20 protein-coding genes and 1 tRNA gene are annotated in these 19,846 nt (G+C 48.9%); 1 reads left to right on the top strand and 20 read right to left on the bottom strand.

Annotation, left to right across the window (positions count from 1 at the left end):
* Positions 1-167: 167 nt before the first annotated feature.
* The 18 genes from rplI to tsaE form a co-directional block, all read right to left on the bottom strand.
* A complete protein-coding gene (gene rplI, locus I4W93_RS12920) occupies positions 168-620 on the bottom strand; it encodes a 50S ribosomal protein L9 (RefSeq protein WP_027672331.1) in 453 nt (150 codons plus the stop codon).
* Positions 621-639: 19 nt separating this feature from the next.
* Positions 640-867, bottom strand: a complete 228-nt coding sequence (gene rpsR / locus I4W93_RS12915) for a 30S ribosomal protein S18 (protein ID WP_008218940.1) — start codon at positions 865-867, stop codon at positions 640-642.
* An 11-nt stretch (positions 868-878) separates the two neighbouring features.
* On the bottom strand, positions 879-1,184 hold the full coding sequence (gene priB, locus I4W93_RS12910; protein ID WP_205311381.1) for a primosomal replication protein N: 306 nt from the start codon (positions 1,182-1,184) through the stop codon (positions 879-881).
* A 10-nt stretch (positions 1,185-1,194) separates the two neighbouring features.
* Entirely contained in the window at positions 1,195-1,572 is a 378-nt protein-coding gene (gene rpsF, locus I4W93_RS12905; protein WP_205311382.1) for a 30S ribosomal protein S6, read from the bottom strand.
* Positions 1,573-2,024: 452 nt separating this feature from the next.
* On the bottom strand, positions 2,025-2,756 hold the full coding sequence (gene rlmB / locus I4W93_RS12900; RefSeq protein WP_205311383.1) for a 23S rRNA (guanosine(2251)-2'-O)-methyltransferase RlmB: 732 nt from the start codon (positions 2,754-2,756) through the stop codon (positions 2,025-2,027).
* A 48-nt stretch (positions 2,757-2,804) separates the two neighbouring features.
* Positions 2,805-5,144, bottom strand: a complete 2,340-nt coding sequence (gene rnr / locus I4W93_RS12895; RefSeq protein ID WP_205311384.1) for a ribonuclease R — start codon at positions 5,142-5,144, stop codon at positions 2,805-2,807.
* Positions 5,145-5,210: 66 nt separating this feature from the next.
* Complete coding sequence (locus I4W93_RS12890) at positions 5,211-5,831, bottom strand: tetratricopeptide repeat protein (protein ID WP_205311385.1); 621 nt, start codon at positions 5,829-5,831, stop codon at positions 5,211-5,213.
* A 74-nt stretch (positions 5,832-5,905) separates the two neighbouring features.
* The gene (locus I4W93_RS12885; protein ID WP_205311386.1) at positions 5,906-7,225 is read right to left on the bottom strand and encodes a S41 family peptidase; all 1,320 of its coding nucleotides are present in this window, start codon (positions 7,223-7,225) and stop codon (positions 5,906-5,908) included.
* A 98-nt stretch (positions 7,226-7,323) separates the two neighbouring features.
* Complete coding sequence (locus tag I4W93_RS12880) at positions 7,324-8,619, bottom strand: adenylosuccinate synthase (protein WP_205311387.1); 1,296 nt, start codon at positions 8,617-8,619, stop codon at positions 7,324-7,326.
* 138 nt (positions 8,620-8,757) lie between these two features.
* Positions 8,758-9,915 carry an aminotransferase class V-fold PLP-dependent enzyme gene (locus I4W93_RS12875; protein WP_205311388.1) on the bottom strand — a complete coding sequence of 386 codons (1,158 nt, stop codon included), beginning with the start codon at positions 9,913-9,915 and terminating at the stop codon, positions 8,758-8,760.
* Positions 9,916-9,982: 67 nt separating this feature from the next.
* On the bottom strand, positions 9,983-10,864 hold the full coding sequence (gene hflC, locus I4W93_RS12870; RefSeq protein WP_205311389.1) for a protease modulator HflC: 882 nt from the start codon (positions 10,862-10,864) through the stop codon (positions 9,983-9,985).
* A 3-nt stretch (positions 10,865-10,867) separates the two neighbouring features.
* Complete coding sequence (gene hflK, locus I4W93_RS12865) at positions 10,868-12,016, bottom strand: FtsH protease activity modulator HflK (RefSeq protein ID WP_205311390.1); 1,149 nt, start codon at positions 12,014-12,016, stop codon at positions 10,868-10,870.
* Between the two features lie 44 nt (positions 12,017-12,060).
* On the bottom strand, positions 12,061-13,356 hold the full coding sequence (hflX, locus tag I4W93_RS12860) for a ribosome rescue GTPase HflX (RefSeq protein WP_205311391.1): 1,296 nt from the start codon (positions 13,354-13,356) through the stop codon (positions 12,061-12,063).
* Between the two features lie 17 nt (positions 13,357-13,373).
* The gene (hfq, locus tag I4W93_RS12855) at positions 13,374-13,631 is read right to left on the bottom strand and encodes an RNA chaperone Hfq (RefSeq protein ID WP_205311392.1); all 258 of its coding nucleotides are present in this window, start codon (positions 13,629-13,631) and stop codon (positions 13,374-13,376) included.
* 90 nt (positions 13,632-13,721) lie between these two features.
* Positions 13,722-14,651 (bottom strand): tRNA (adenosine(37)-N6)-dimethylallyltransferase MiaA, encoded by a 930-nt coding sequence (gene miaA / locus I4W93_RS12850; protein ID WP_205311393.1) that lies wholly within the window; start codon positions 14,649-14,651, stop codon positions 13,722-13,724.
* The gene (gene mutL / locus I4W93_RS12845; protein ID WP_205311394.1) at positions 14,651-16,402 is read right to left on the bottom strand and encodes a DNA mismatch repair endonuclease MutL; all 1,752 of its coding nucleotides are present in this window, start codon (positions 16,400-16,402) and stop codon (positions 14,651-14,653) included. The genes miaA and mutL overlap by 1 nt, the downstream gene beginning before the upstream one ends.
* Positions 16,403-16,404: 2 nt before the next feature.
* Entirely contained in the window at positions 16,405-17,712 is a 1,308-nt protein-coding gene (locus I4W93_RS12840; RefSeq protein WP_224673430.1) for an N-acetylmuramoyl-L-alanine amidase, read from the bottom strand.
* Positions 17,699-18,169 (bottom strand): tRNA (adenosine(37)-N6)-threonylcarbamoyltransferase complex ATPase subunit type 1 TsaE, encoded by a 471-nt coding sequence (gene tsaE / locus I4W93_RS12835; RefSeq protein ID WP_205311395.1) that lies wholly within the window; start codon positions 18,167-18,169, stop codon positions 17,699-17,701. Before tsaE ends, I4W93_RS12840 begins: the two co-directional genes overlap by 14 nt.
* A gap of 172 nt (positions 18,170-18,341) precedes the next feature.
* Between tsaE and queG the strand changes: the two genes are divergently transcribed.
* Positions 18,342-19,484 carry a tRNA epoxyqueuosine(34) reductase QueG gene (gene queG / locus I4W93_RS12830; protein WP_224673429.1) on the top strand — a complete coding sequence of 381 codons (1,143 nt, stop codon included), beginning with the start codon at positions 18,342-18,344 and terminating at the stop codon, positions 19,482-19,484.
* On the opposite strand, the gene I4W93_RS12825 is transcribed toward queG, so the two are convergent.
* On the bottom strand, positions 19,453-19,659 hold the full coding sequence (locus I4W93_RS12825; protein WP_205311396.1) for a DUF1289 domain-containing protein: 207 nt from the start codon (positions 19,657-19,659) through the stop codon (positions 19,453-19,455). The two genes, queG and I4W93_RS12825, sit on opposite strands and share 32 nt — an antisense overlap.
* A gap of 91 nt (positions 19,660-19,750) precedes the next feature.
* Positions 19,751-19,826, bottom strand: a tRNA-Gly gene (locus I4W93_RS12820).
* Positions 19,827-19,846: the final 20 nt, after the last annotated feature.

The following is a 19,846-nucleotide window of genomic DNA, read 5'->3' as shown; positions in this document are numbered from 1 at the left end:
ACACCTGTTTCAGTTAGCGAAAACAGTATAATGCTAACCCGCCTAAGGCAGATCACAAAGCAAAGTGTCAGATATTTTTTAGCGGTTTAATTAAACAGAACAACTAAACTACAGCGGGAGAAACGAAGGGAAAAGCGCACTGCAGATACAGTGCGCTTTAAAGCTTATTAAGCTTCTGCGATTACAACAACTTTAACCGTTGCAGTAACTTCAGCGTGTAACTGAACGTCGATATCGTATTCGCCAGTTTCACGTAAAGTACCTGTAGGCAGTTTAACTTCTGCTTTAGATACCTTAACGCCAGCTTCAGTGATCGCATCAGCGATATCACGGGTGCCAACTGAACCGAACAGTTTGCCTTCGTCACCAGCTTTAGAAGCGATAGTCACTTCACCCAGCGCAGCAAGTTTGGCAGCACGATCATTTGAAGCAGCTAAGTCAGATGCTAATTTAGCTTCTAATTCAGCGCGACGTGCTTCGAATTTTTCGATGTTAGCCTTGGTTGCCGGAACTGCTTTACCCTGTGGGAATAAGAAGTTACGTGCATAGCCAGACTTAACAGCTACATTGTCACCTAAACCACCAAGGTTAGCGACTTTGTCTAACAGAATAATTTGCATTACTTATACCCCTTCTGTATTAACTGTGTGAGTCGCTGTAAGGCAGCAGAGCCAGGTAGCGTGCGCGCTTGATAGCACGAGCCAGTTGGCGCTGATACTTAGCGCTGGTACCAGTAATACGGCTAGGTACGATCTTGCCGCTTTCTGTAACGTAGTTTTTCAGAACAGCGGTATCTTTGTAATCAATCTCTACAGTGCCTTCTGCAGAAAAACGGCAGAATTTACGGCGACGGAAAAAACGTGACATTTGCCTGTCTCCTAACTTATATGTTCAATTTGTTGCGCATGCAGCACCAGCTTTGCTTGTCCGCTGCGGCTTTGGTGGCGGTTTAAAAAGCCGCTTACCTTTACCATGTTGCCCAACGTTAACTGTCGGGTATGTTGTGTTAGTGCAGTTCCGGTAAGTACTACCTGTATTCTGACATAAGCCTGGCGGTTTAAGCCTGCTTCCATCTGATTACTGCGGTGCTCTAACACCAGAACCGTATGCGGGATGCCCGCAGGACTTTCGCTGTGCTCCGGTTGACGGCAGATACTGCCAACCAGTACGGTGCTATTGTCCATTAACAACAACTTACTCTTCGTTTGCTACTTGCTCTTCATGTTCACGAGGAGCGCGTTCGCGACGTTCATCACGTACTTTAGCCATTGGTGATGGCTCAACTACGGCACCATCGGTGCGCATAATCAGGTTACGTAATACCGCGTCGTTGTAGCGGAAGTTAGTTTCCAGCTCATCAATCACTGTTTGTGGTGCTTCTACGTTCATCAGAACATAGTGAGCTTTATGCAACTTCTGGATTGGGTAAGCCAGTTGACGACGGCCCCAGTCTTCCAGACGGTGAATAGAACCACCCGCTTCTTTGATTGCGCCAGTGTAACGCTCAATCATGCCAGGTACTTGTTCACTCTGATCAGGGTGAACCATAAAAACGATTTCGTAATGACGCATTGTAGCTCCTTACGGTTAGTAAGCCTCGGGGGAACTCGGCCGGGGTTCTCATGGAGGCAAGGAACGTTAGTGTATGGCCGAAGGTCGCGTATTTTACGGACTCGGCGGGCAAATAACAAGCAGAAAGCGTCGTGATTAGCAGATTAAACAGGTAAAAGTGAGTGATAGCACAGCCACAAACCCATTTCGCGTTAGCGAAGGCGGCGGACAAATTCGTCGGGAACGAATTTGGTAAGCTTGCTGAGCCGCCTCACTGAGGGTAGGATTGCCCGAAGTGTCGTTGTGGCGAGCATAGCACTCACTTTTACCTGCAACGTCAAATAAGGCTAGCTATTTCGCTGTGCTCGCCACAGCAACTCGTTCGCTGCTTGCGCACTCACTCAGACACTCTGTGGCTGCGCAATCGAAACACCTAACCTTTGCTATCGCCCAAAAGCAATGGAGCGCGAAGTTTACTGACGCTGGCGCACGGCCTCGAACAAGCAAATGCCGGCAGCAACCGACACGTTAAGGCTGGAAACCGCACCGAACATTGGAATTTTTACCAAGCTGTCGCAGGTTTCGCGGGTTAAGCGGCGCAGGCCTTCACCTTCAGCGCCCAGCACTATCGCCAACGGGCCTTTAAAATCAGCCTGATAAATCGTCGTTTCTGTTTCACCGGCAGTACCCACCACCCAGACACCGGCATCCTGCAATTCGCGCAAGGTACGGGCTAAGTTGGTTATGGTAATAAAAGGCACGCTCTCTGCGGCGCCGCAGGCCACTTTACGCACTACAGAGGTAAGCTTTACTGAACGATCTTTTGGTGAAACCACCGCATGTACACCGGCAGCATCGGCACTGCGTAAAATAGCACCCAGGTTATGCGGATCGGTTACGCCATCGAGAATAAGAAGAAACGGCTTTTCATGCTGCGCAACAATCGCAGCTAAATCGGCTTCGCTGCCGCTACTTTGTAAGCGGGCTTTGGCAATAATGCCCTGATGCTGGCCGCCAACCATATCGTCCAGAGTTTTACGGTTGCAAAACTGCACTGATACGCCGTTTTGCCGTGCTTCCTGAATTAACGGCTGCATGCGCTTATCATCGCGATCTTTCATCACGAACAATTCCAGCACATCCTGCGGTGCACGTTGCAGTAATGCGCCTACCGCATGAATACCAAAGACCAGATCTGCGTTCATTGTTAACCCTTAATGCCGACACTTAAAAAAGGCCGGCAGTTTACCTTATTACTTAGCCTTACGCCGTGGCTTTTTACGCGCGGTAATATTGCGCGCACCTTTAGGTTTAGCTTCAGCACCTTTCGTTGCCGGTGCTGCTTTACCGGTCGCGCGTTTGCCGCCTTTAGCTGCACCTTGCTTGGATGCCTTAATCTGCTCTTTGCTGACAATACGCTTGGGCTCGCCTACTAACACTAAATCAATTTTACGTGCTTCCAGATTAACCGCCGCCACCTTCACTTTAAGTAAATCGCCCATACGGTAAGTGACTTTGCCATGCTCGCCACTTAGCGTATGGCGCTCGGCATCAAAATGGTAATAGTCGTTTTGCAACGAGGTGACATGCACCAGGCCTTCGATATATAGCTCGGTTAAGCGTACAAACAGGCCAAAGCTGGTAACAGTTGCCACTACGCCGTCAAACTCAGCGCCTAAATGGTCCTGCATATACTCGCATTTTAACCAGTCTGCTACTTCGCGGGTGGCGTCATCGGCGCGGCGCTCTGTCATCGAGCACTGCTCGCCCAGTGGCGTAATTTCCGCTTCGGTGTATTCGCGCGCGCCGGTCACTTTCTGGCCTTGCTTGGACAGTAAAGCTTTAATACCGCGGTGCAGTACTAAGTCCGGATAACGGCGAATCGGCGAGGTAAAGTGTGCATAGGCTTCCAGTGCTAAACCAAAGTGGCCCTGGTTATCGCCCTGATATACCGCCTGCTTCATCGAGCGTAGCATGGTGGTTTCAATCAGCTCGCGATCCGGCCGGTCGCCGATTTTGGCCAGCGTCTCGGTTAATTCAAGCGGGGTAGGCTCGGCGGATAAGTTCGCATCGATACCCAGCTCTGCTAAAAAGCGGCGGAAGTTATCAAAGCGGTCGGCATCGGGGCGCTCGTGCACGCGAAACAGCGTATGGGCTTCGTGCTTTTCAATAAAGCGTGCAGCCGCCACATTGGCCATGATCATGCATTCTTCAATGATCTTATGCGATTCAACGCGGTGCACCGGTACAATTTGCTCAATTTTACGGTGGCTATTAAATACAAAGCGGGTTTCAACCGTTTCAAATTCAATGGCACCACGCTGGCCACGTACTTTAGCCAGCTTTTTATACAGGCTGTTCAGGGTTTCGATATTGGTTAAATTCGCCGCATATTGCTGGCGCAACTCTGGGTCACCCTGCAGTATTTTATGCACCTTGTTATAGGTTAAGCGCGCGCTGGAGTGCATGACCGCTTCATAAAACTGGTAGCTGTCAAGCTTGCCGCTGGCGCTGATATGCATGTCAGCAACCAAACACAGGCGGTCGGTATGCGGGTTAAGCGAACATAAACCATTGGATAATGCCTCTGGCAACATCGGCACCACGTGATCAGGGAAATAAACCGAGTTACCGCGCTCTATTGCGGAATTGTCCAACACGGTATAAGGCAATACATAAGCACTGACATCGGCAATCGCCACCCAAAGGCGCCAGCCGCCGTTTTCTTTGGCTTCTGCGTACACCGCATCATCAAAGTCGCGGGCATCTTCACCGTCAATGGTAATTAAGCCCAATTGGGTTAAATCGACCCGGCCTTGTTTGGCTTCTGCGGGCACTTCTTCGCCGTACTTGGCCACTTGCTTTAGCACGGCATCAGAGAAAACATGTGGAATTTGATGGTTGCGAATAGCAATTTCAATTTCCATACCCGGCGCCAAATGCTCGCCCAGTACTTCAGTCACTTTGCCTATACCGTTAACCCGCTTGGATGGCCGCTGGGTTATCTCCACCAACACCACCTGACCATGACGGGCTTCGCCCTGCTCACCGTCGGGAATAACAATATCCTGGGTAATGCGCGGGTCATCCGGCACCACTACACCTAAAGCGAAGTCTTTGTAGTAACGGCCGACTATTGGCTCGCTACGCGGTTCTAGCACACGCACCACGCGGGCTTCAATTTTATCTTTACTGTTTACGCTTTGTGCTGTTGCCAGCACAATATCGCCGTGCAGCAAGCGCTGCATCTCAAAATTGGGGATAAACCAGTCGGGCCCGCCCTGCTCCAGCTTTAAAAAGCCGAAACCTTCGCGGTGGCCCAATACCGTACCTTTAACCAGGTCCATATTATCGACCAGGCCGTAGCGACGGTTTTTGGTATAGATTAACTGACCGTCACGCTCCATAGCGCGCAGGCGTTTTTTCAATGCAAAAATAGTATCGTCATCGGTTAAACCCAGCTCGGCAACTAATTCTTCAAAATAAGCGGGGCTTTGGCGTTTTTCGATGTGCTCGAGAATAAATTCACGGCTGGGGATAGGGTTATCATATTTTTCCTGCTCACGCGCAAGATGCGGATCATTTACCGTCATTAAGTTATCTTTTGTGTCCTAAATTGTGTTAAGTGTAACAGTTAAACCGGCAAATGCGTATGAACTTCATTTTACCGGCCGTCTGGCATTTGCTACCACCCGAGGCGGCATTTTTTGTGCTAACTGGCTAAGTACTTGCTGTATTTGTTTATGTGTCGCGCTATCGGCCGTAATGGCATTGTGCAACCAGCGGTAGCTTTGTTCAAAATCAACCGGGCTGCCATGCCCATCAACCAAAATTTTTGCTAAGCGTAGTTGAGCCTTTAAGCTCCCCATCGCAGATGCTTCCCGCAGGTAGACAATTGCTCTATCAATGTCTGGTTGCACAAAACGGCCAATATGATAATAGCGGCCAACTTGCTCCAAGCCTTCTGGCAAACCTTGGGCTGCCGCTTGCAGCATTAAATCCCAGCCGCGCTCAACATTGCGCGGTACGCATACCGCATAAGCCAGCATATCGCCGTAAAGGAACTGATAAGCCGGCAACTTCATGATATCGGCACGGGCATCAATATCCCGCACTAATTGACAATCGTCTTCCTGTACTCGTTTTAAATGGCTATTGCTGCGGATCAATACCAATAATTCATCCTGACTGTACAGTTGAATCGCTTCCAGCTCTTGCGCTTGAGAAGCCGGTACTGACAACAGCAATATAGTAAGCAGTAAACCAAGAGTCTTAATCATAAAATGTGCCTGAAAATTGTCGTCATAGCCTTTATCGGCCAAAGATAACAAATTTAAAGCAAGTTTCAGGCCTTTTATTGCTCATTGTTCATCATCCAGGGAGCAACTAATTTCGGTGTTACACGTTCGCTCTGAAGAGCAGCGAACGCTTGTGTGGTATCGCTGCAACTTCCTGTAGCAATATAGCTTAGTGCCTCAGCGTATAAAGGATCCTCTGCGACACCCCAATCACCTGTAATTGCATCTGTTACCGGACAATTGGGCTGCAAGCCGTCAAAATACTCACCTTGACCTAACGCATTGACTGTTTGAAAATTAATAGCGAATAATACGTAGTCAGCAATTATATCCGGTTGTTGACCTACCGGCTTGCCACAAGTTGTGCTGCCAATTTGTACCACCTCAATAAAGGGTGCCAGAGAATTTATTACCAACTCACTGGACGAGCAGCTGCTGGCCGTAGTTAACACAATAACTCTGTCAAGATTCAACGCACTGCGCCCAGCCCCAAGAGAAAACAACGTGGTGCTATTTTTCGCCGTATTTTTATCGTTGTATTGGTATTTAAGGAACACTTCACCCTGCACTGCATTACGCGCAATCTGCGAGCTTAGCTGGTTGGCAACGCGGATCAAACCGCCGCCGTTGTAGCGTAAATCCAGTACCAGCTCATTTACGCCTTGTGCGACAAACTCGGAAAACGCTTGCTCTAACTCGGTTTCAGATAATTCAATAAAGGTGTTAAACACCAGATACCCGATCCGCTTATTGCCCTCGTCCCTAACCGAGCGGTGCATTACTGTGTTGGTGGTAACTTCACTTTTAATGAAATCTGACATTAGTTGGCTACCATCCGGTTTGCGCCAGACGAAGTTACGCATTACGCCTGCTTCATTCGGACCGTATATATCATTGCTAGTTACCGTGCCAGCGTCTAAATCACTTAGCCATTTCGCTACACTTACGCCTTCAATTTCAATAATTTTGTCACCGCGCCGTAAGCCATTCTGCGCTGCAGATCCATCGTCATAAACAAAGGCAATTTGTAGCGTGGTATCGTTGTCGGCGCGAATGCTGGAAAAACCGTAACCAAAAAAAGTGGCATTGATAAACCGGTCTTCATACTCTTGTCGGGTCAATATGAAGCTGTAGCGATCCTGTGGCGCGGCTACCGCCTGAATTAACGCTGCAGGCGAACTATAAGTGCCAGGGTCAATACCCGAGGGCATATCGCGATACCACAGGTAGTCTTGCTGCATCGCACAATACACCTGCGAATTAATGTCTGTACGCTGACAAATACTAGTGTTGCCGGCATTACCGCTGTCATCACTACTACCGCCACCACAGCCAATCAGGCTGCATAAAGCCGTTAGTATTATTAGTAATCGCATCGAAGCATCTCCATCTTTCACTATTTGACCAGCATAAAACAAAAACGCTGCCTGTGGGCAGCGTTTTTTTATACGGCATTAACTATCAACTGGATGCTTCAGGCAAACGGGTGACGTAACACAATAGTTTGTACCCGGTCTGGTCCGGTCGAGACTATATCAACCGGTACTCCGGTCAACTGCTCTAATCTGCTGATGTAATTACGAGCAGCTTGCGGCAACTGCTCTAATTTCTGCACGCCAAAAGTGCTGTCTTGCCAGCCTGGCATTTCTTCATATACCGGCGTAACCAGCTCAAAGCCTTCAGCTGCCAGTGGCGGTACTTCAGAGATATTACCGGCCGCATCTTTATAACCAACGCAAATTTTAATGCTGTCCAGGCCGTCCAATACATCAAGCTTGGTCAAACAAAAGCCAGAAATACTGTTTAATTGCACAGCACGTTTCACGGCTACAGCATCGAACCAACCACAACGCCGCTTACGGCCGGTAGTCGCACCAAATTCATGGCCTTTCACACCTAAGTGCTCACCCACAGCGCAATCCAACTCAGTTGGGAACGGGCCAGAACCAACCCGGGTGGTGTAGGCTTTAACAATACCCAGCACGTAATCAATATAACGCGGGCCAAAACCAGCGCCAGTCGCTACACCACCAGCGGTAGTGTTAGAAGACGTCACATAAGGGTAAGTACCGTGATCAATGTCCAATAAGGTGCCTTGGGCGCCTTCAAACATAATCTCCTGGCCGGCTTTGCGCGCGCGATCAAGTAAATCGGTAACATCGACGACTAGTGGCTGCAAAATTTTAGCAATGGATAAGGCGTTGTCCAGCGTGGTTTGATAATCCACAGCAGGCACTTTGTAATATTGTGTCAGGGTAAAGTTGTGTAACTCCATCAGAGTTTTCAGCTTCTCAGCGAATAACTCTGGGTTAAACAGATCGCCAACCCGTAAACCGCGACGTGCCACTTTGTCTTCATAGGCCGGACCAATACCACGGCCTGTTGTGCCGATTGGTTTGTCACCACGCGCCAGTTCACGCGCTTTATCCAGCTCAACATGAAATGGCAGGATTAACGGACAGGCTTCGCTTAGCAGTAAACGTTCTTTAACCGGCACGCCACGCTGTTCAAGCATGGTCATTTCCTTTAAGAACGCTTCCGGAGATAACACTACACCGTTACCTATCACACATTTGACGTTGGCACGTAAAATACCTGATGGAATTAAATGTAATACGGTTTTTTCACCGTCAATTACCAACGTATGGCCAGCGTTGTGTCCGCCTTGATAGCGCACGACAAAGCTTGCCTTGTCTGTTAATAAATCGACGATCTTACCTTTACCTTCGTCACCCCATTGGGTGCCGAGCACTACGACGTTTTTGGCCATGGTTCCTACATCGTGGGAAAAAATGAGGCGTGGATTCTACCAAATAGCTAACCAAGTTTCAGCCGTCTGGAATAAAAAAAGCCGCTTTTTTATGCGCGGCACAATTAATAGCTTTTATTCAGAGAGTTAAACCAGGTTTCAAGCCAAACAACTCAGGTCATACTCTGCGGCATTATGGTACAGCGCAAAGCCAAAACGCAGCCGGTCACCACGATAGTCAGTTTCTATACCTGCACGTTTTAATAAAGCTGCCAATTCAGCAACCTCAGCTGGGGTGCCGAAACGGAAAGTAAGAAAATGTCCATGCTGGTCAAGCCGATGCGCCAACAAGTTGTCCTGATTTAGTCGGGCATGCTTGAGCGTGGTCAATTGTGACAAAAAAGCTTGCTGCAACTGCTGCACATATTTATGTATGCGACCAACACTAATACCTTGTTGTTTGAATAAACGCAGCACTGAATTGAGTCGGTATAAAGCAGAATAATCCATGGTTGCCCCGGCAAAGCGATACCCATCTTCGCTGTAAAGTACGGTCGCAGATTTTTCCGCTGCCAAAGTACCAAACTCAGCAAACCAGCCAGTGTAGAGTGGTCGCTCGCTGCTACCAACCGGCACCGCCATAAAGCAGCAACCTTCACCGCCCTGAGCGTATTTATAGCTGCCCGACAAGTAAAAAATTCGCTCTGCGATAGTCGATAAGTCAGTGGGCAAGGCCATAAAACCGTGATAACCATCTATTACAATCATGGCGTCACTGCTGCCCGCTAATTGCCCGACAAAGGCCGGTAAATCTGCGATAGCAAAACCAGAATTAAAAAATACCTGACTACAGAAAATCAACTGATGCGGCTGCGCTGCAGCTGCGGCAGCGAAACGCTGTTCAAAACTGGCAAAAGGCTCTGTGGCAACAATGTCCAGCTGCACATTATCATATTCTGCCAGTCGTTTTACCTGCCGGGAGAAACTATGAAACTCACTATCAGTGGTCAAAATACGCAATGGCTGGCGTAAATCGAAGCAACTTAACAATCGCATCACTAATTCGTGTGTGTTAGGGGCAAATACAATTTGTTCAGGTAGAGGCAACTGTAAAATATCGGCAATTAACTGCTGAGTTTGCGGTACTTTTTCGGCAAAAATATAGCGCCACTTGTCATCCACCATGCGGGCCGTATCATCCCAATACTCCAGCATAGCATCACGGGTTATGTCGGGCCAGTAATGGTGAGAGTGACAGGCAAAGTGCTGCTTGCCTTTATTTTCTGCCAGAAAACGCTGATAAAACTGTTGGTACATAACTCCTCCACCTTTGAAACACCACAGACAAAAAAGGCCCTGACGGGCCTTTTATCAAATGCAATGCTTAATTTTGCACCTTGTCAGACTTCATATATTTAAAGAAGTCATTATCAGGCTGCACTACCAGGATGTCATCCTTGCTATTAAAGCTATTTTTATACGCTTCCATACTGCGTATAAATGAATAGAACTCAGCATTTTTATTATATGTTTCAGCGTAAATGTTAGCAGCGGTCGCATCACCTTCACCACGCACGCTACGTGAATTTCGCTCGGCGTCTGCCAGCATTACCGTAACACGAGCATCTACATCAGCACGAATAATCTCAGCCTCTTCCATACCTTTAGAACGATGTTCACGGGCAACAGCATGGCGCTCAGCTTCCATTCGGGCAAAGATTGAACTGCTGACTTCTTGCGGCAAATTAATTTGTTTTACCCGCACATCAACCACTTCAATACCCAATTCTTTTGATGCCTGGCCAGCTTGCTGCAAAGCACTTTGCATCAATTGAGTCCGTTCACCAGATACAATTTCCTGAATAGTACGCGCACCGAATTCAGTACGCAGACCATTGTTAATATACTGCTTTAACAACACCTCAGCCTGCGCCGTGTTACCGCCGGTAGATAAGAAATACGCGCCAAAATCGCTTATGCGCCACTTTACATAACTGTCTACCAGCAAGTCTTTTTTCTCTGCAGTTACGAAACGGTCCTGCGCGTCGTCCAAAGTTTGTACTCTGGCATCCAGCTTACGTACTGTTTCAATAAAAGGCAGTTTAAAATGTAGACCTGGTTCGTAAACCACTACTTTTTGCTCTGCATCACGTTGTATCTTACCGAATTGGATCACAATAGCTCGCTGGCCTTCAGGCACAACAAACAAGGCTGATAACACGATAAAACTAATAACGACAATAATGGCTACGGTAAAATTTTTCATAACTTATCCCCTGCCGCTACGTGTCGATGTCGTACGTGAACTATCAGTACGATTTGAACTGCTGCTGTCTGTGCTGCTGCGCGTTGGCGTAAACGGTACTGCACCAGAAGGCGTAGTAGCACCTGAGCCTTGATTCAACATTTTATCCAGCGGTAAATACATAATATTATTGCCATTTTTTACATCCACCATTACCTTGGACGTGTTGCTGTATACTTGTTCCATGGTTTCTAAGTACATCCGATCGCGCGTCACTTTAGGCGCTGCCAGATACTCTGGTAACAGCTTATCAAAGCGGGCAACTTCACCCTGGGCCTTCAACACAATTTGCTGTTTGTAAGCTTCAGCTTCTTGCATAACGCGGTTTACCTGACCACGTGCACGAGGTTCAATCTCCCGGGCGTAGGCTTGGGCTTCCTGGATAAAGCGTTCCTGATCTTCCTGCGCCTTAATGGCGTCATCGAAAGCGTCACGCACTTCCTCTGGTGGCCGCGCGTCGCGGAAGTTTACATCGACTAACGCAATACCCATTTTGTATGGTTCTATAATACCCTCTAATTCCTGACGGGTATTTTGCCTAACCACTTCACGGCCGCGGGTTAATACGTCATCCATGATGGAGTGACCAATAACATAACGCAGCGCTGCATCTGTGGCCTGATGCAGGCTACTGTCAGCATCAACTACAGAGAACTTATACAGGCGAGCGTCGAAAACCCGGTATTGAATTTCAAAGGTAACGCGTACCAAGTTTTGATCCTGCGTCAACATAAAACCATCACTACGCAGTGACCTTACGCTGGTAACATCAACGGGTAATACGGTATCAATAAAAGTGGGTTTCCAGTGAATACCAGGCCCTACTTCGCTGTTGTATTGGCCAAAGCGCAACACCACACCACGTTCTGATTCTTTAATGGTGTAGAAGCCGCTAAATGCCCAAACGAGAGCCGCAACAATAAGCACCAACACTATAGCCGCGGAAGCTCCACCGCCATTGTTGCCGGATGACTTACCGCCACCGAACATACCACCAAACTTCTTACCAAAATTACGAAATACTTCATCTAAATCAGGCGGGCCCTGATCACGACCACCCTGTTTCCAGGGGTCGTTATTCTTGCCGTTATTGCCCGGCTCATTCCAAGCCATGGTTTACTCCACTTTAAAGTTACAAATTATTAAGGGTTAATGTATCAAATAACTGCCGCAGTGACGATATAGTTTTCCAACGCGCCTTCTGATTGCTTGACGCAGCGACGCCACAAAGGCTCACTCAGTTTTAATCTAAGCTGGCAGTTACCGTCGGTATCAAACTGCTCGTCTATAATGCAATGCTGCTGATGAAATCTGGCTCGCCAAAAAGCAAGCTCTGGTGGCAGCCTTAATTGCACCTCAATATAACGCTCAGACAACAGCTGGGTTATTGCATCAGCCAGCAGCTCCAATCCGCTACCAGTAACGGCAGAGACGTAAACTGCAACAGGCTGTTGATCGGCGTTGTACTCAATACGCGGCGGCTGAGCTAGCAGGTCAATTTTATTGTAAACCACCAGTTGCGGTAACTGATCGGCATCTATCTCCTGCAAAACTGCCGCAACCTGCTGCATGTTGTCATCTTTACGAGGATCAGACAGATCAACTACCTGTAGTTGCAAATCGGCGTCACGGGTTTCTTGCAACGTTGATTTGAAAGCAGCAACTAAATCATGAGGTAAATGCCGGATAAATCCGACTGTGTCAGCCAGAATTATGTCACCTACACCTTTCAATTTTAATTTACGTAAGGTTGGGTCAAGCGTGGCAAACAGCTGATCAGCGGCATAGACATCGGCATTGGTAATACGGTTGAACAGGGTAGATTTGCCGGCATTGGTATAACCGACCACCGACACAACCGGTACTTCAGCCCGTTGACGCGCACGTCGACCTTGCTCACGTTGTTTTTCCAACTTAGCCAAGCGCCCCTGTAAAGCTTTTACCCGTTCACGCAATAGCCGTCGGTCGGTTTCCAGCTGGGTTTCGCCAGGTCCGCGCAAACCAATACCGCCTTTTTGCCGATCTAAACTGTCCCAGCCCCTCACCAGGCGCGAAGCGAGGTGCTTTAGCTGTGCCAGCTCTACCTGCAACTTACCTTCGAATGTGCGGGCTCGTTGGGCAAATATATCCAAAATCAGTGTTGTACGGTCAATGACGCGCGCTAAACACAAACGTTCCAGATTACGGGTTTGCGCCGGGCTTAATGCATGATTGAAAATAACTACCGATGCCTGAGTCTGCTCAACCAAATCAGCAATATCTTGAGCTTTGCCGGAACCGACAAAAAACTTAGGGTCTGGCGCGCTGCGGCTTGCAGTAACAACCTGCACGCTTTGCACGCCAGCTGAAGAAACCAGCAATTTCAGCTCGTCGAGATCCTCGCTGACATGCTGCTGTGAAAAATTCACATGGACAAGGATCGCTTGTTCCGGTACCACGCTAATGTCAGACAAGCGATTTGCCCCTGAAATTATTCCACGTCCTCGTCGTCATTCTGGCCATTGCTGTGCGCAACCATAGTGTTAACTGCACGCGCTGGCACCACAGTAGAGATAGCATGTTTATACACCATCTGGCTCACCGTGTTTTTAAGCAGAATAACGAACTGATCGAAAGATTCGATTTGACCCTGAAGTTTGATGCCATTCACCAGATAAATTGATACCGGAATACGTTCCCGTCTCAAGGTGTTTAAAAATGGGTCTTGTAAAGATTGGCCCTTTGCCATGTGCCGCTTTCCTTTTTTTATTAGTCCGACTTATATTGGTATTATTTTTTTTATTTCAAGTTGTTAAAACGTCTTTTTTATCCATCTTGTTTAGCTTAGCGAAGATAAAACGGCTTGCAAGTTTTCCGCAAGCGGCGCATCACTATCAAGCCAGTTTAACTGCGGCCAACTCCGTAACCAGGTTAATTGCCGCTTTGCCAACTGTCGCGTTGCTGCAATACCCCGCTCCTCCATGTCTTCAATACTGCACTCTCTGTCCAGATACTGCCACATCTGGCGATAGCCAACACAACGCATCGCCGGCAAATCTGGATGTAAATCAGCGCGTAACTTTAGCTGATGCACTTCTTGCTCAAACCCGGCAGCCAGCATCTGCTTAAATCTAAGGGCTATGCGCTGGTGTAGCTCGGCGCGATCCTTCGGTGCGATGGCAAATTGGTGTACAGGAAACGAAAAAGGTTCCCCTTTCTGCGCAGTTAAATCGGTAAGGCTGCGACCGGTAATCCTGAAAACCTCCAGCGCACGGTTGATCCGCTGCGGGTCATTCGGGTGGATCCGTTGTGCTGACACTGGATCAATCTGAGCCAATTCATGGTGCAAAGCAGACCAACCTTTCTCTGCAGCTTCACGCTCTATCTGGGCACGCACTTGTGGATCCGCTTCTGGCAACGGCGAAATCCCTTCCAGCAACGCTTTAAAATACAACATAGTACCACCCACCAAGATGGGGATGTTACCACGATGTTGTATTTCAGCAACTAATCTCAGCGCGTCCGCTCTGAAATCTGCCGCAGAATAGCTTTGCGACGGATCTCGGATATCAATAAGATGATGTGGTGCCAGCTTAAGCTCCGCCGACGTCGGCTTGGCAGTGCCTATATCCATCCCCCGGTAAATAAGCGCACTGTCTACGCTTATTAACTCTGCAGGCAGCCGCTGATACAATTCGGTTGCCAGCGCTGTTTTGCCTGATGCCGTCGGCCCCATCAGAAATATCACGGCTGCTTTAGTCGGAGTCATTATGCCATCTCCGCTAACGCGCTAAGTGAGGCATCAAGTTGCAATGGCACATAAACCCAATGCTGCGGCGCGCTTAACATGCCAGGCACGGATTTTAGCAGGGTATCCGCCGTCACCCCATTAGCATTAAGTAGCATAGACAATAAGCTGACAATAAGATTCTGCCGCTCATGGGAACGTATTGCATCCAACCACAGTGGTAACCAGTGACTAAGCACACTGTGTCGCAGCCAAGCTGGCACCGCTCGCACAATCAAAAGCTGATCTGCCAGCAGTAAATCGAACCCTGCCTGGCTAAGTAACTCTGCTTGTTGCGTTAGTTGTTTTACCTGCGTCGCATTTACGCTAATACGCTGCGGCAACAAAATAGCCGTAGCTGACTGAGGCTGTGCAGCAACATAGGCAGCCAGAGTCGGCACCAGATCTATCACAACAATTTGCTCCATGTGCTGTTGTAACAGATAACGGTTTTGCGCTATCAGCTTACCAACAGTGCCGCTCTGCCCAGCCGAATTGTGGTTGCTGGCAGGTGCCGTTATTTCACACGCGTTTGCCGTTTCTGAGCCAACCGGGGTCTCAACACCATGGCTTTGCTGCCAGTAGCCCAGCTCGCGCTTAACTGCTGCGGCTGAATTATGCTGTGGCTGGTAACTGTATTGCGAGGAAGGCCGGTATGATTGCGCGCTATGCTCTCGTACCGCATGCACTGCTGCGTCGTGGTTTGAAACGGCATCAACACCAAAGGCTAGTGGGTTTAGCTGCGTAAGGGCATCATTTAATGCCGAGACAACAAAATCATGAATAAGCCTGGCTTGATGAAAACGCACTTCATGCTTAGCAGGGTGAACATTCACATCAACCTGACGTGGGTCCAGCTCGATATACAACACAAAAGCCGGCTGCTGATCTGCTAGTAAACTATCACCATATGCCTGGCGGATAGCATGGTTTAACAACTTGTCGCGCATCATGCGGCCATTAACGTAACTATATTGGCATTGCAATTGTGCCGAGCAGGCAGCGGGATGAACTATCCACCCCCAAATACGCACGTCACCATATTGGTTTTCGATAAAGGCTGCATGCTCTGCAAAAGTACGACCACAAAGGGCTGCAACCCGTTTAAGTCGCTGCTCATCCGTGGTAGCAGCTTTTAACCGCCGTACCGTCTGGCCGTTATGATTCAGCTGCCAGCTCACATCATACCGACTCAGCGCTAATCGCTTTAGCAGCTCATCGATATGGCCAAACTCGGTTTTGTCGCTGCGTAAAAACTTGCGCCTTGCTGGGGTATTAAAAAATAAATCCAACACTTCTATACTAGTGCCAACTGGGTGTGCCGCCGGTCGCACACTAACTTGCATATCACGCCCTTCAGCATTAGCTTGCCAAGCCGCTTCCTGCCCGGCGGTGCAAGATGTCAACGTTAAACGAGATACTGAACTGATACTGGCCAGCGCTTCACCACGAAAGCCCAGGCTACTAATCGCTTCTAAGTCATGTAAATCAGTAATTTTACTGGTAGCGTGTCGGCTTAATGCCAGCACCAGTTCTTGCTCTGCAATACCGCTGCCGTTATCACGCACGCGAATGAGCTTGCTGCCGCCTTTTTCAATATCAATATCTATATGGCTGGCCTGAGCATCCAGGCTATTCTCTACCAGCTCTTTTACCACCGATGCCGGACGCTCAACTACTTCACCGGCTGCAATCTGGTTAGCCAGCTGCGGCGGCAAAATTTGAATAGGCATAATCAAGGGATCCGTAAAGTCTGGCCGACACGGATGCTGTCAGAGGCTAACTGATTAATATCGCGCAAATCGGCAACTGACACATTATAACGCTGCGCCAACAGCGACAACGATTCGCCAGCACTGACCCGATGCTCGCGAGCACGTTGCTGGGCAAATAACGAATCTGCTGGTGGTGACGTCTCAAAATGTCGTTTTAGCGCGGTAAACAATGATTTGGCCAGCTGGGTTTGGTGTGAAGCAGACTTTAGCTGCTTCTCTTCTTGTGGGTTAGAAATAAAGCCCACTTCAACCAGAATCGATGGGATATCCGGTGCTTTAAGCACACCCAAGCTAGCTGCTTGCGGCTCCTTTTTATGCAAGTGCGCTACCTTGCCAAGTTCATCAAGTACTTCGCCGGCGACCTGATACGCAGTAACCATGGAGTGATTCATCGATAAATCCAGTACCGTTTGCGCCAGATAGCGCTCATTAGCTGAATCTTTAATAATCTCCGCTACACCACCGAGCAATTCAGAGTGGCGTTCGGTTTGCTCGAGCATTCGGCCTACTTCGGTGGTAGCGCGACGTAAAGAAAGTACCCAGACCGAAGCACCACGCGGCTGAGGAGACGTAAAGGCATCTGCATGAATAGAGACCAACAAATCGGCTTGCTGACCACGGGCTATTTCTGTACGCCGGTTGACGTGAATGTAGTAGTCATTAGTGCGCACCATCATCGATTTCATACCTGGCTGCCGGTCAATTAATTGCGCCAGTTGCCGGGCTATCGGCAGAGTGATATTTTTTTCATAGAATCCACTGGGACCAATCGACCCTGGGTCCTCACCACCGTGACCAGCATCGATGGCAATAACTATATCCCTCGCAGCGCGTATAGTCGGCGGAGGTAAGTTTGGTTCAGGCTGATTATTGGGCAAATCGACCACCAAACGATGGCCGTAGGGTGGTGTCGGGGGTAGCGAGAATACATTGGCGTTAGTCGCTTTGGTTAAATCCAGCACAATGCGCATACTATTGCCGTCACCGCTGCTGCGTATCGCTTTAATTACGGACGACTCTCCGGTTACAGCGGGTAAATTACTACTACCTTTAATATTTTGTAAATCAATAACTAACCTGTCCGGCTTGTCCAGACTAAAGCTTTTATGTTCTGGTGCTGCGGCCATATCAAATACCACCCGGGTATTATCCGGTGACGGCCATACACGCACACCCTGCACTTGATTAGAGGCCAATGTGGCAACACTGGTCAAAGCCAGTAACAGTAGCGCAACGTTCTTGAACTTATAATAATTATTTTTCATCATCCGTCAGGGCTTTTATTATAGTGGCGCCAGCTGGCGTTTGGCTGTGCAGCACAATGCGCCGATGTTCAGCTACAAATGTTAAGTGTATGTCGAGATCCGGCACAGGTAAATAACCCTGTCCCTGTTCCGGCCATTCAATCAGACACAAGGTATCGCTACGAAAATAATCACGGATCCCCATAAACTCCAGCTCTTCGGCATCACGTAGTCGGTATAAATCAAAATGGAACACAGTTAATTGGCTAAGGCTATAAGGTTCAACCAAAGTATACGTCGGGCTTTTTACCGTGCCGCTATGGCCCAGAGCATTAATTAAACCACGACTAAAGGTTGTTTTTCCGGCGCCAAGGTTGCCATGCAAAAACAGCGTCTGCCCGCCACCAACACAAGCTGCCACTTTGGCCGCCAGCTGCAATGTTGCCGCTTCATCCTTTAACACTGCCTGATATTGCGCCACCTGTCACCACTCATAGTTACTAAGGTTTAAAAACCACGCCATGTTAACAAAATATGCCATTGCTGAGCCAGAAAAACTGCGCATCGCCGTTCAGACCCGGCCGCATTAGCACAAGTTCCCATCACAGTAGGCGAAACAGCGCTATATATGTTAACTTATGGCGTATTTTCTGATGGCTTACTACGCAATGAACTACGCCGAACTCGCGCTGCAAATAAAGCTTTGGGCAAAACAGCTGGGGTTTGCTGAGCTTGGCATTGCCGGGGTGCAGCTAGCTGATGCCGAACACCAACTGCAGAAATGGCTTGATGCCGGTTATCACGGTGAAATGGACTACATGGCCAGCCACGGTATGCTGCGTGCCCGCCCGGCCGAACTGGTGCCCGGCACGCTAAGAGTATTAAGTGTCCGCATGGATTATCTGCCCGAAGGCGCCGGTTTTGCAACCAACCTGGCCGACCCAACTCAGGCATATATTAGCCGTTATGCGCTGGGCCGTGATTATCATAAACTGATCCGCAATCGGCTAAAGCAGCTAGGCGAGCGCATTAACCAACATGTTGCACAGCTCGGTTACCGGCCTTTTACCGACTCAGCGCCAATATTGGAGCGCCCTTTGGCACAACAAGCCGGGCTGGGCTGGGTAGGCAAACACAGTTTACTGCTTAATCATGAAGCCGGCTCCTGGTTTTTTCTTGGCGAGCTGTTGATCAATTTACCCCTGCCCATTGATACCCCACACCAGGGTGATTGCGGCAGCTGTGTTGCCTGTATTACTAGTTGTCCAACTGGCGCTATTGTTGCTCCCTACGTGGTCGATGCCCGCCGCTGCATCTCTTATCTGACAATAGAACTGAAAGGTGCGATACCGGAGCAATTCCGCCCGCTACTTGGCAACCGCATATATGGCTGTGACGATTGCCAACTGGTGTGCCCGGAAAACCGCGACGCACCGTTATCGATTGAAGGCGATTTTCAGCGCCGGCCGCAGTGGCAAAGCCAGAGCCTGCTCAGTCTGTTTTCCTGGCAGGAACACGAATTTCTGCGCTATACCGAAGGTAGTGCCATTCGTCGTATCGGCTATGAACGCTGGCAACGCAATATCGCCGTAGCGCTGGGCAATGCGCCCTATGATGCAGAGATTGAACAAGCCTTAGCAGCAAGGTTAAGCAGTGCTTCTGAGATGGTAGCGGAACATATTAAATGGGCTCTAATGCAACAAAAACGCAAAAGTTGGCAGGCAGAATCAATACTGCCGCGCGCAACTGAGCGGTTAGTGCGGATTATTCAGAAGGGGTTACCACGCGATGCCTGACGTTTACGGCATTGCCACGTTCGGCAAGCCTCGCTTGTGCCAATTCTAAGATCTGCTCCCGCCGCAGCGCATCAGCACTATGCCACTCAATAATTTCATCCAGCAAGCGGCCGCATCCCAAACAGCAGTTCTGCTGATCTAAACAACAATTGCGCACACAGGGAGAGTCAGACATGTTTTATGCTAATTTACGATGGCATAACGTAACTATACTGCAGCAAACAAAAAACCGCACTAGCTTGCGCAAGTGCGGTTTCTGTCGAATTTGGAGCGAGTAACGAGGTTCGAACTCGTGACCTCGACCTTGGCAAGGTCGCGCTCTACCAGCTGAGCTATACTCGCATCAGTCGTCGCTGCTATTA

The sequence above is a fragment of the Rheinheimera maricola genome (assembly GCF_016918075.2).
GTDB classification, from domain to species: Bacteria; Pseudomonadota; Gammaproteobacteria; order Enterobacterales; family Alteromonadaceae; genus Alishewanella; species Alishewanella maricola_A.
Note: the sequence above shows the minus strand (reverse complement) of the source record. Positions and strands in the feature narration are given on the sequence as shown.

What these genes read in the sequence shown, in the direction of transcription:
- I4W93_RS12885 (WP_205311386.1), bottom strand. Translation starts at nt 7,225, where the DNA reads ATGCGATTACTAATAATACTAACGGCTTTATGCAGCCTGATTGGCTGT.
- mutL (WP_205311394.1), bottom strand. Translation starts at nt 16,402, where the DNA reads ATGCCTATTCAAATTTTGCCGCCGCAGCTGGCTAACCAGATTGCAGCC.
- rlmB (WP_205311383.1), bottom strand. Translation starts at nt 2,756, where the DNA reads ATGAACGCAGATCTGGTCTTTGGTATTCATGCGGTAGGCGCATTACTG.
- miaA (WP_205311393.1), bottom strand. Translation starts at nt 14,651, where the DNA reads ATGACTCCGACTAAAGCAGCCGTGATATTTCTGATGGGGCCGACGGCA.
- rpsR (WP_008218940.1), bottom strand. Translation starts at nt 867, where the DNA reads ATGTCACGTTTTTTCCGTCGCCGTAAATTCTGCCGTTTTTCTGCAGAA.
- rplI (WP_027672331.1), bottom strand. Translation starts at nt 620, where the DNA reads ATGCAAATTATTCTGTTAGACAAAGTCGCTAACCTTGGTGGTTTAGGT.
- hflC (WP_205311389.1), bottom strand. Translation starts at nt 10,864, where the DNA reads ATGAAAAATTTTACCGTAGCCATTATTGTCGTTATTAGTTTTATCGTG.
- hfq (WP_205311392.1), bottom strand. Translation starts at nt 13,631, where the DNA reads ATGGCAAAGGGCCAATCTTTACAAGACCCATTTTTAAACACCTTGAGA.
- I4W93_RS12875 (WP_205311388.1), bottom strand. Translation starts at nt 9,915, where the DNA reads ATGTACCAACAGTTTTATCAGCGTTTTCTGGCAGAAAATAAAGGCAAG.
- queG (WP_224673429.1), top strand. Translation starts at nt 18,342, where the DNA reads ATGGCTTACTACGCAATGAACTACGCCGAACTCGCGCTGCAAATAAAG.
- hflK (WP_205311390.1), bottom strand. Translation starts at nt 12,016, where the DNA reads ATGGCTTGGAATGAGCCGGGCAATAACGGCAAGAATAACGACCCCTGG.
- I4W93_RS12890 (WP_205311385.1), bottom strand. Translation starts at nt 5,831, where the DNA reads ATGATTAAGACTCTTGGTTTACTGCTTACTATATTGCTGTTGTCAGTA.
- I4W93_RS12880 (WP_205311387.1), bottom strand. Translation starts at nt 8,619, where the DNA reads ATGGCCAAAAACGTCGTAGTGCTCGGCACCCAATGGGGTGACGAAGGT.
- I4W93_RS12825 (WP_205311396.1), bottom strand. Translation starts at nt 19,659, where the DNA reads ATGTCTGACTCTCCCTGTGTGCGCAATTGTTGTTTAGATCAGCAGAAC.
- priB (WP_205311381.1), bottom strand. Translation starts at nt 1,184, where the DNA reads ATGGACAATAGCACCGTACTGGTTGGCAGTATCTGCCGTCAACCGGAG.
- rpsF (WP_205311382.1), bottom strand. Translation starts at nt 1,572, where the DNA reads ATGCGTCATTACGAAATCGTTTTTATGGTTCACCCTGATCAGAGTGAA.
- rnr (WP_205311384.1), bottom strand. Translation starts at nt 5,144, where the DNA reads ATGACGGTAAATGATCCGCATCTTGCGCGTGAGCAGGAAAAATATGAT.
- I4W93_RS12840 (WP_224673430.1), bottom strand. Translation starts at nt 17,712, where the DNA reads ATGATGAAAAATAATTATTATAAGTTCAAGAACGTTGCGCTACTGTTA.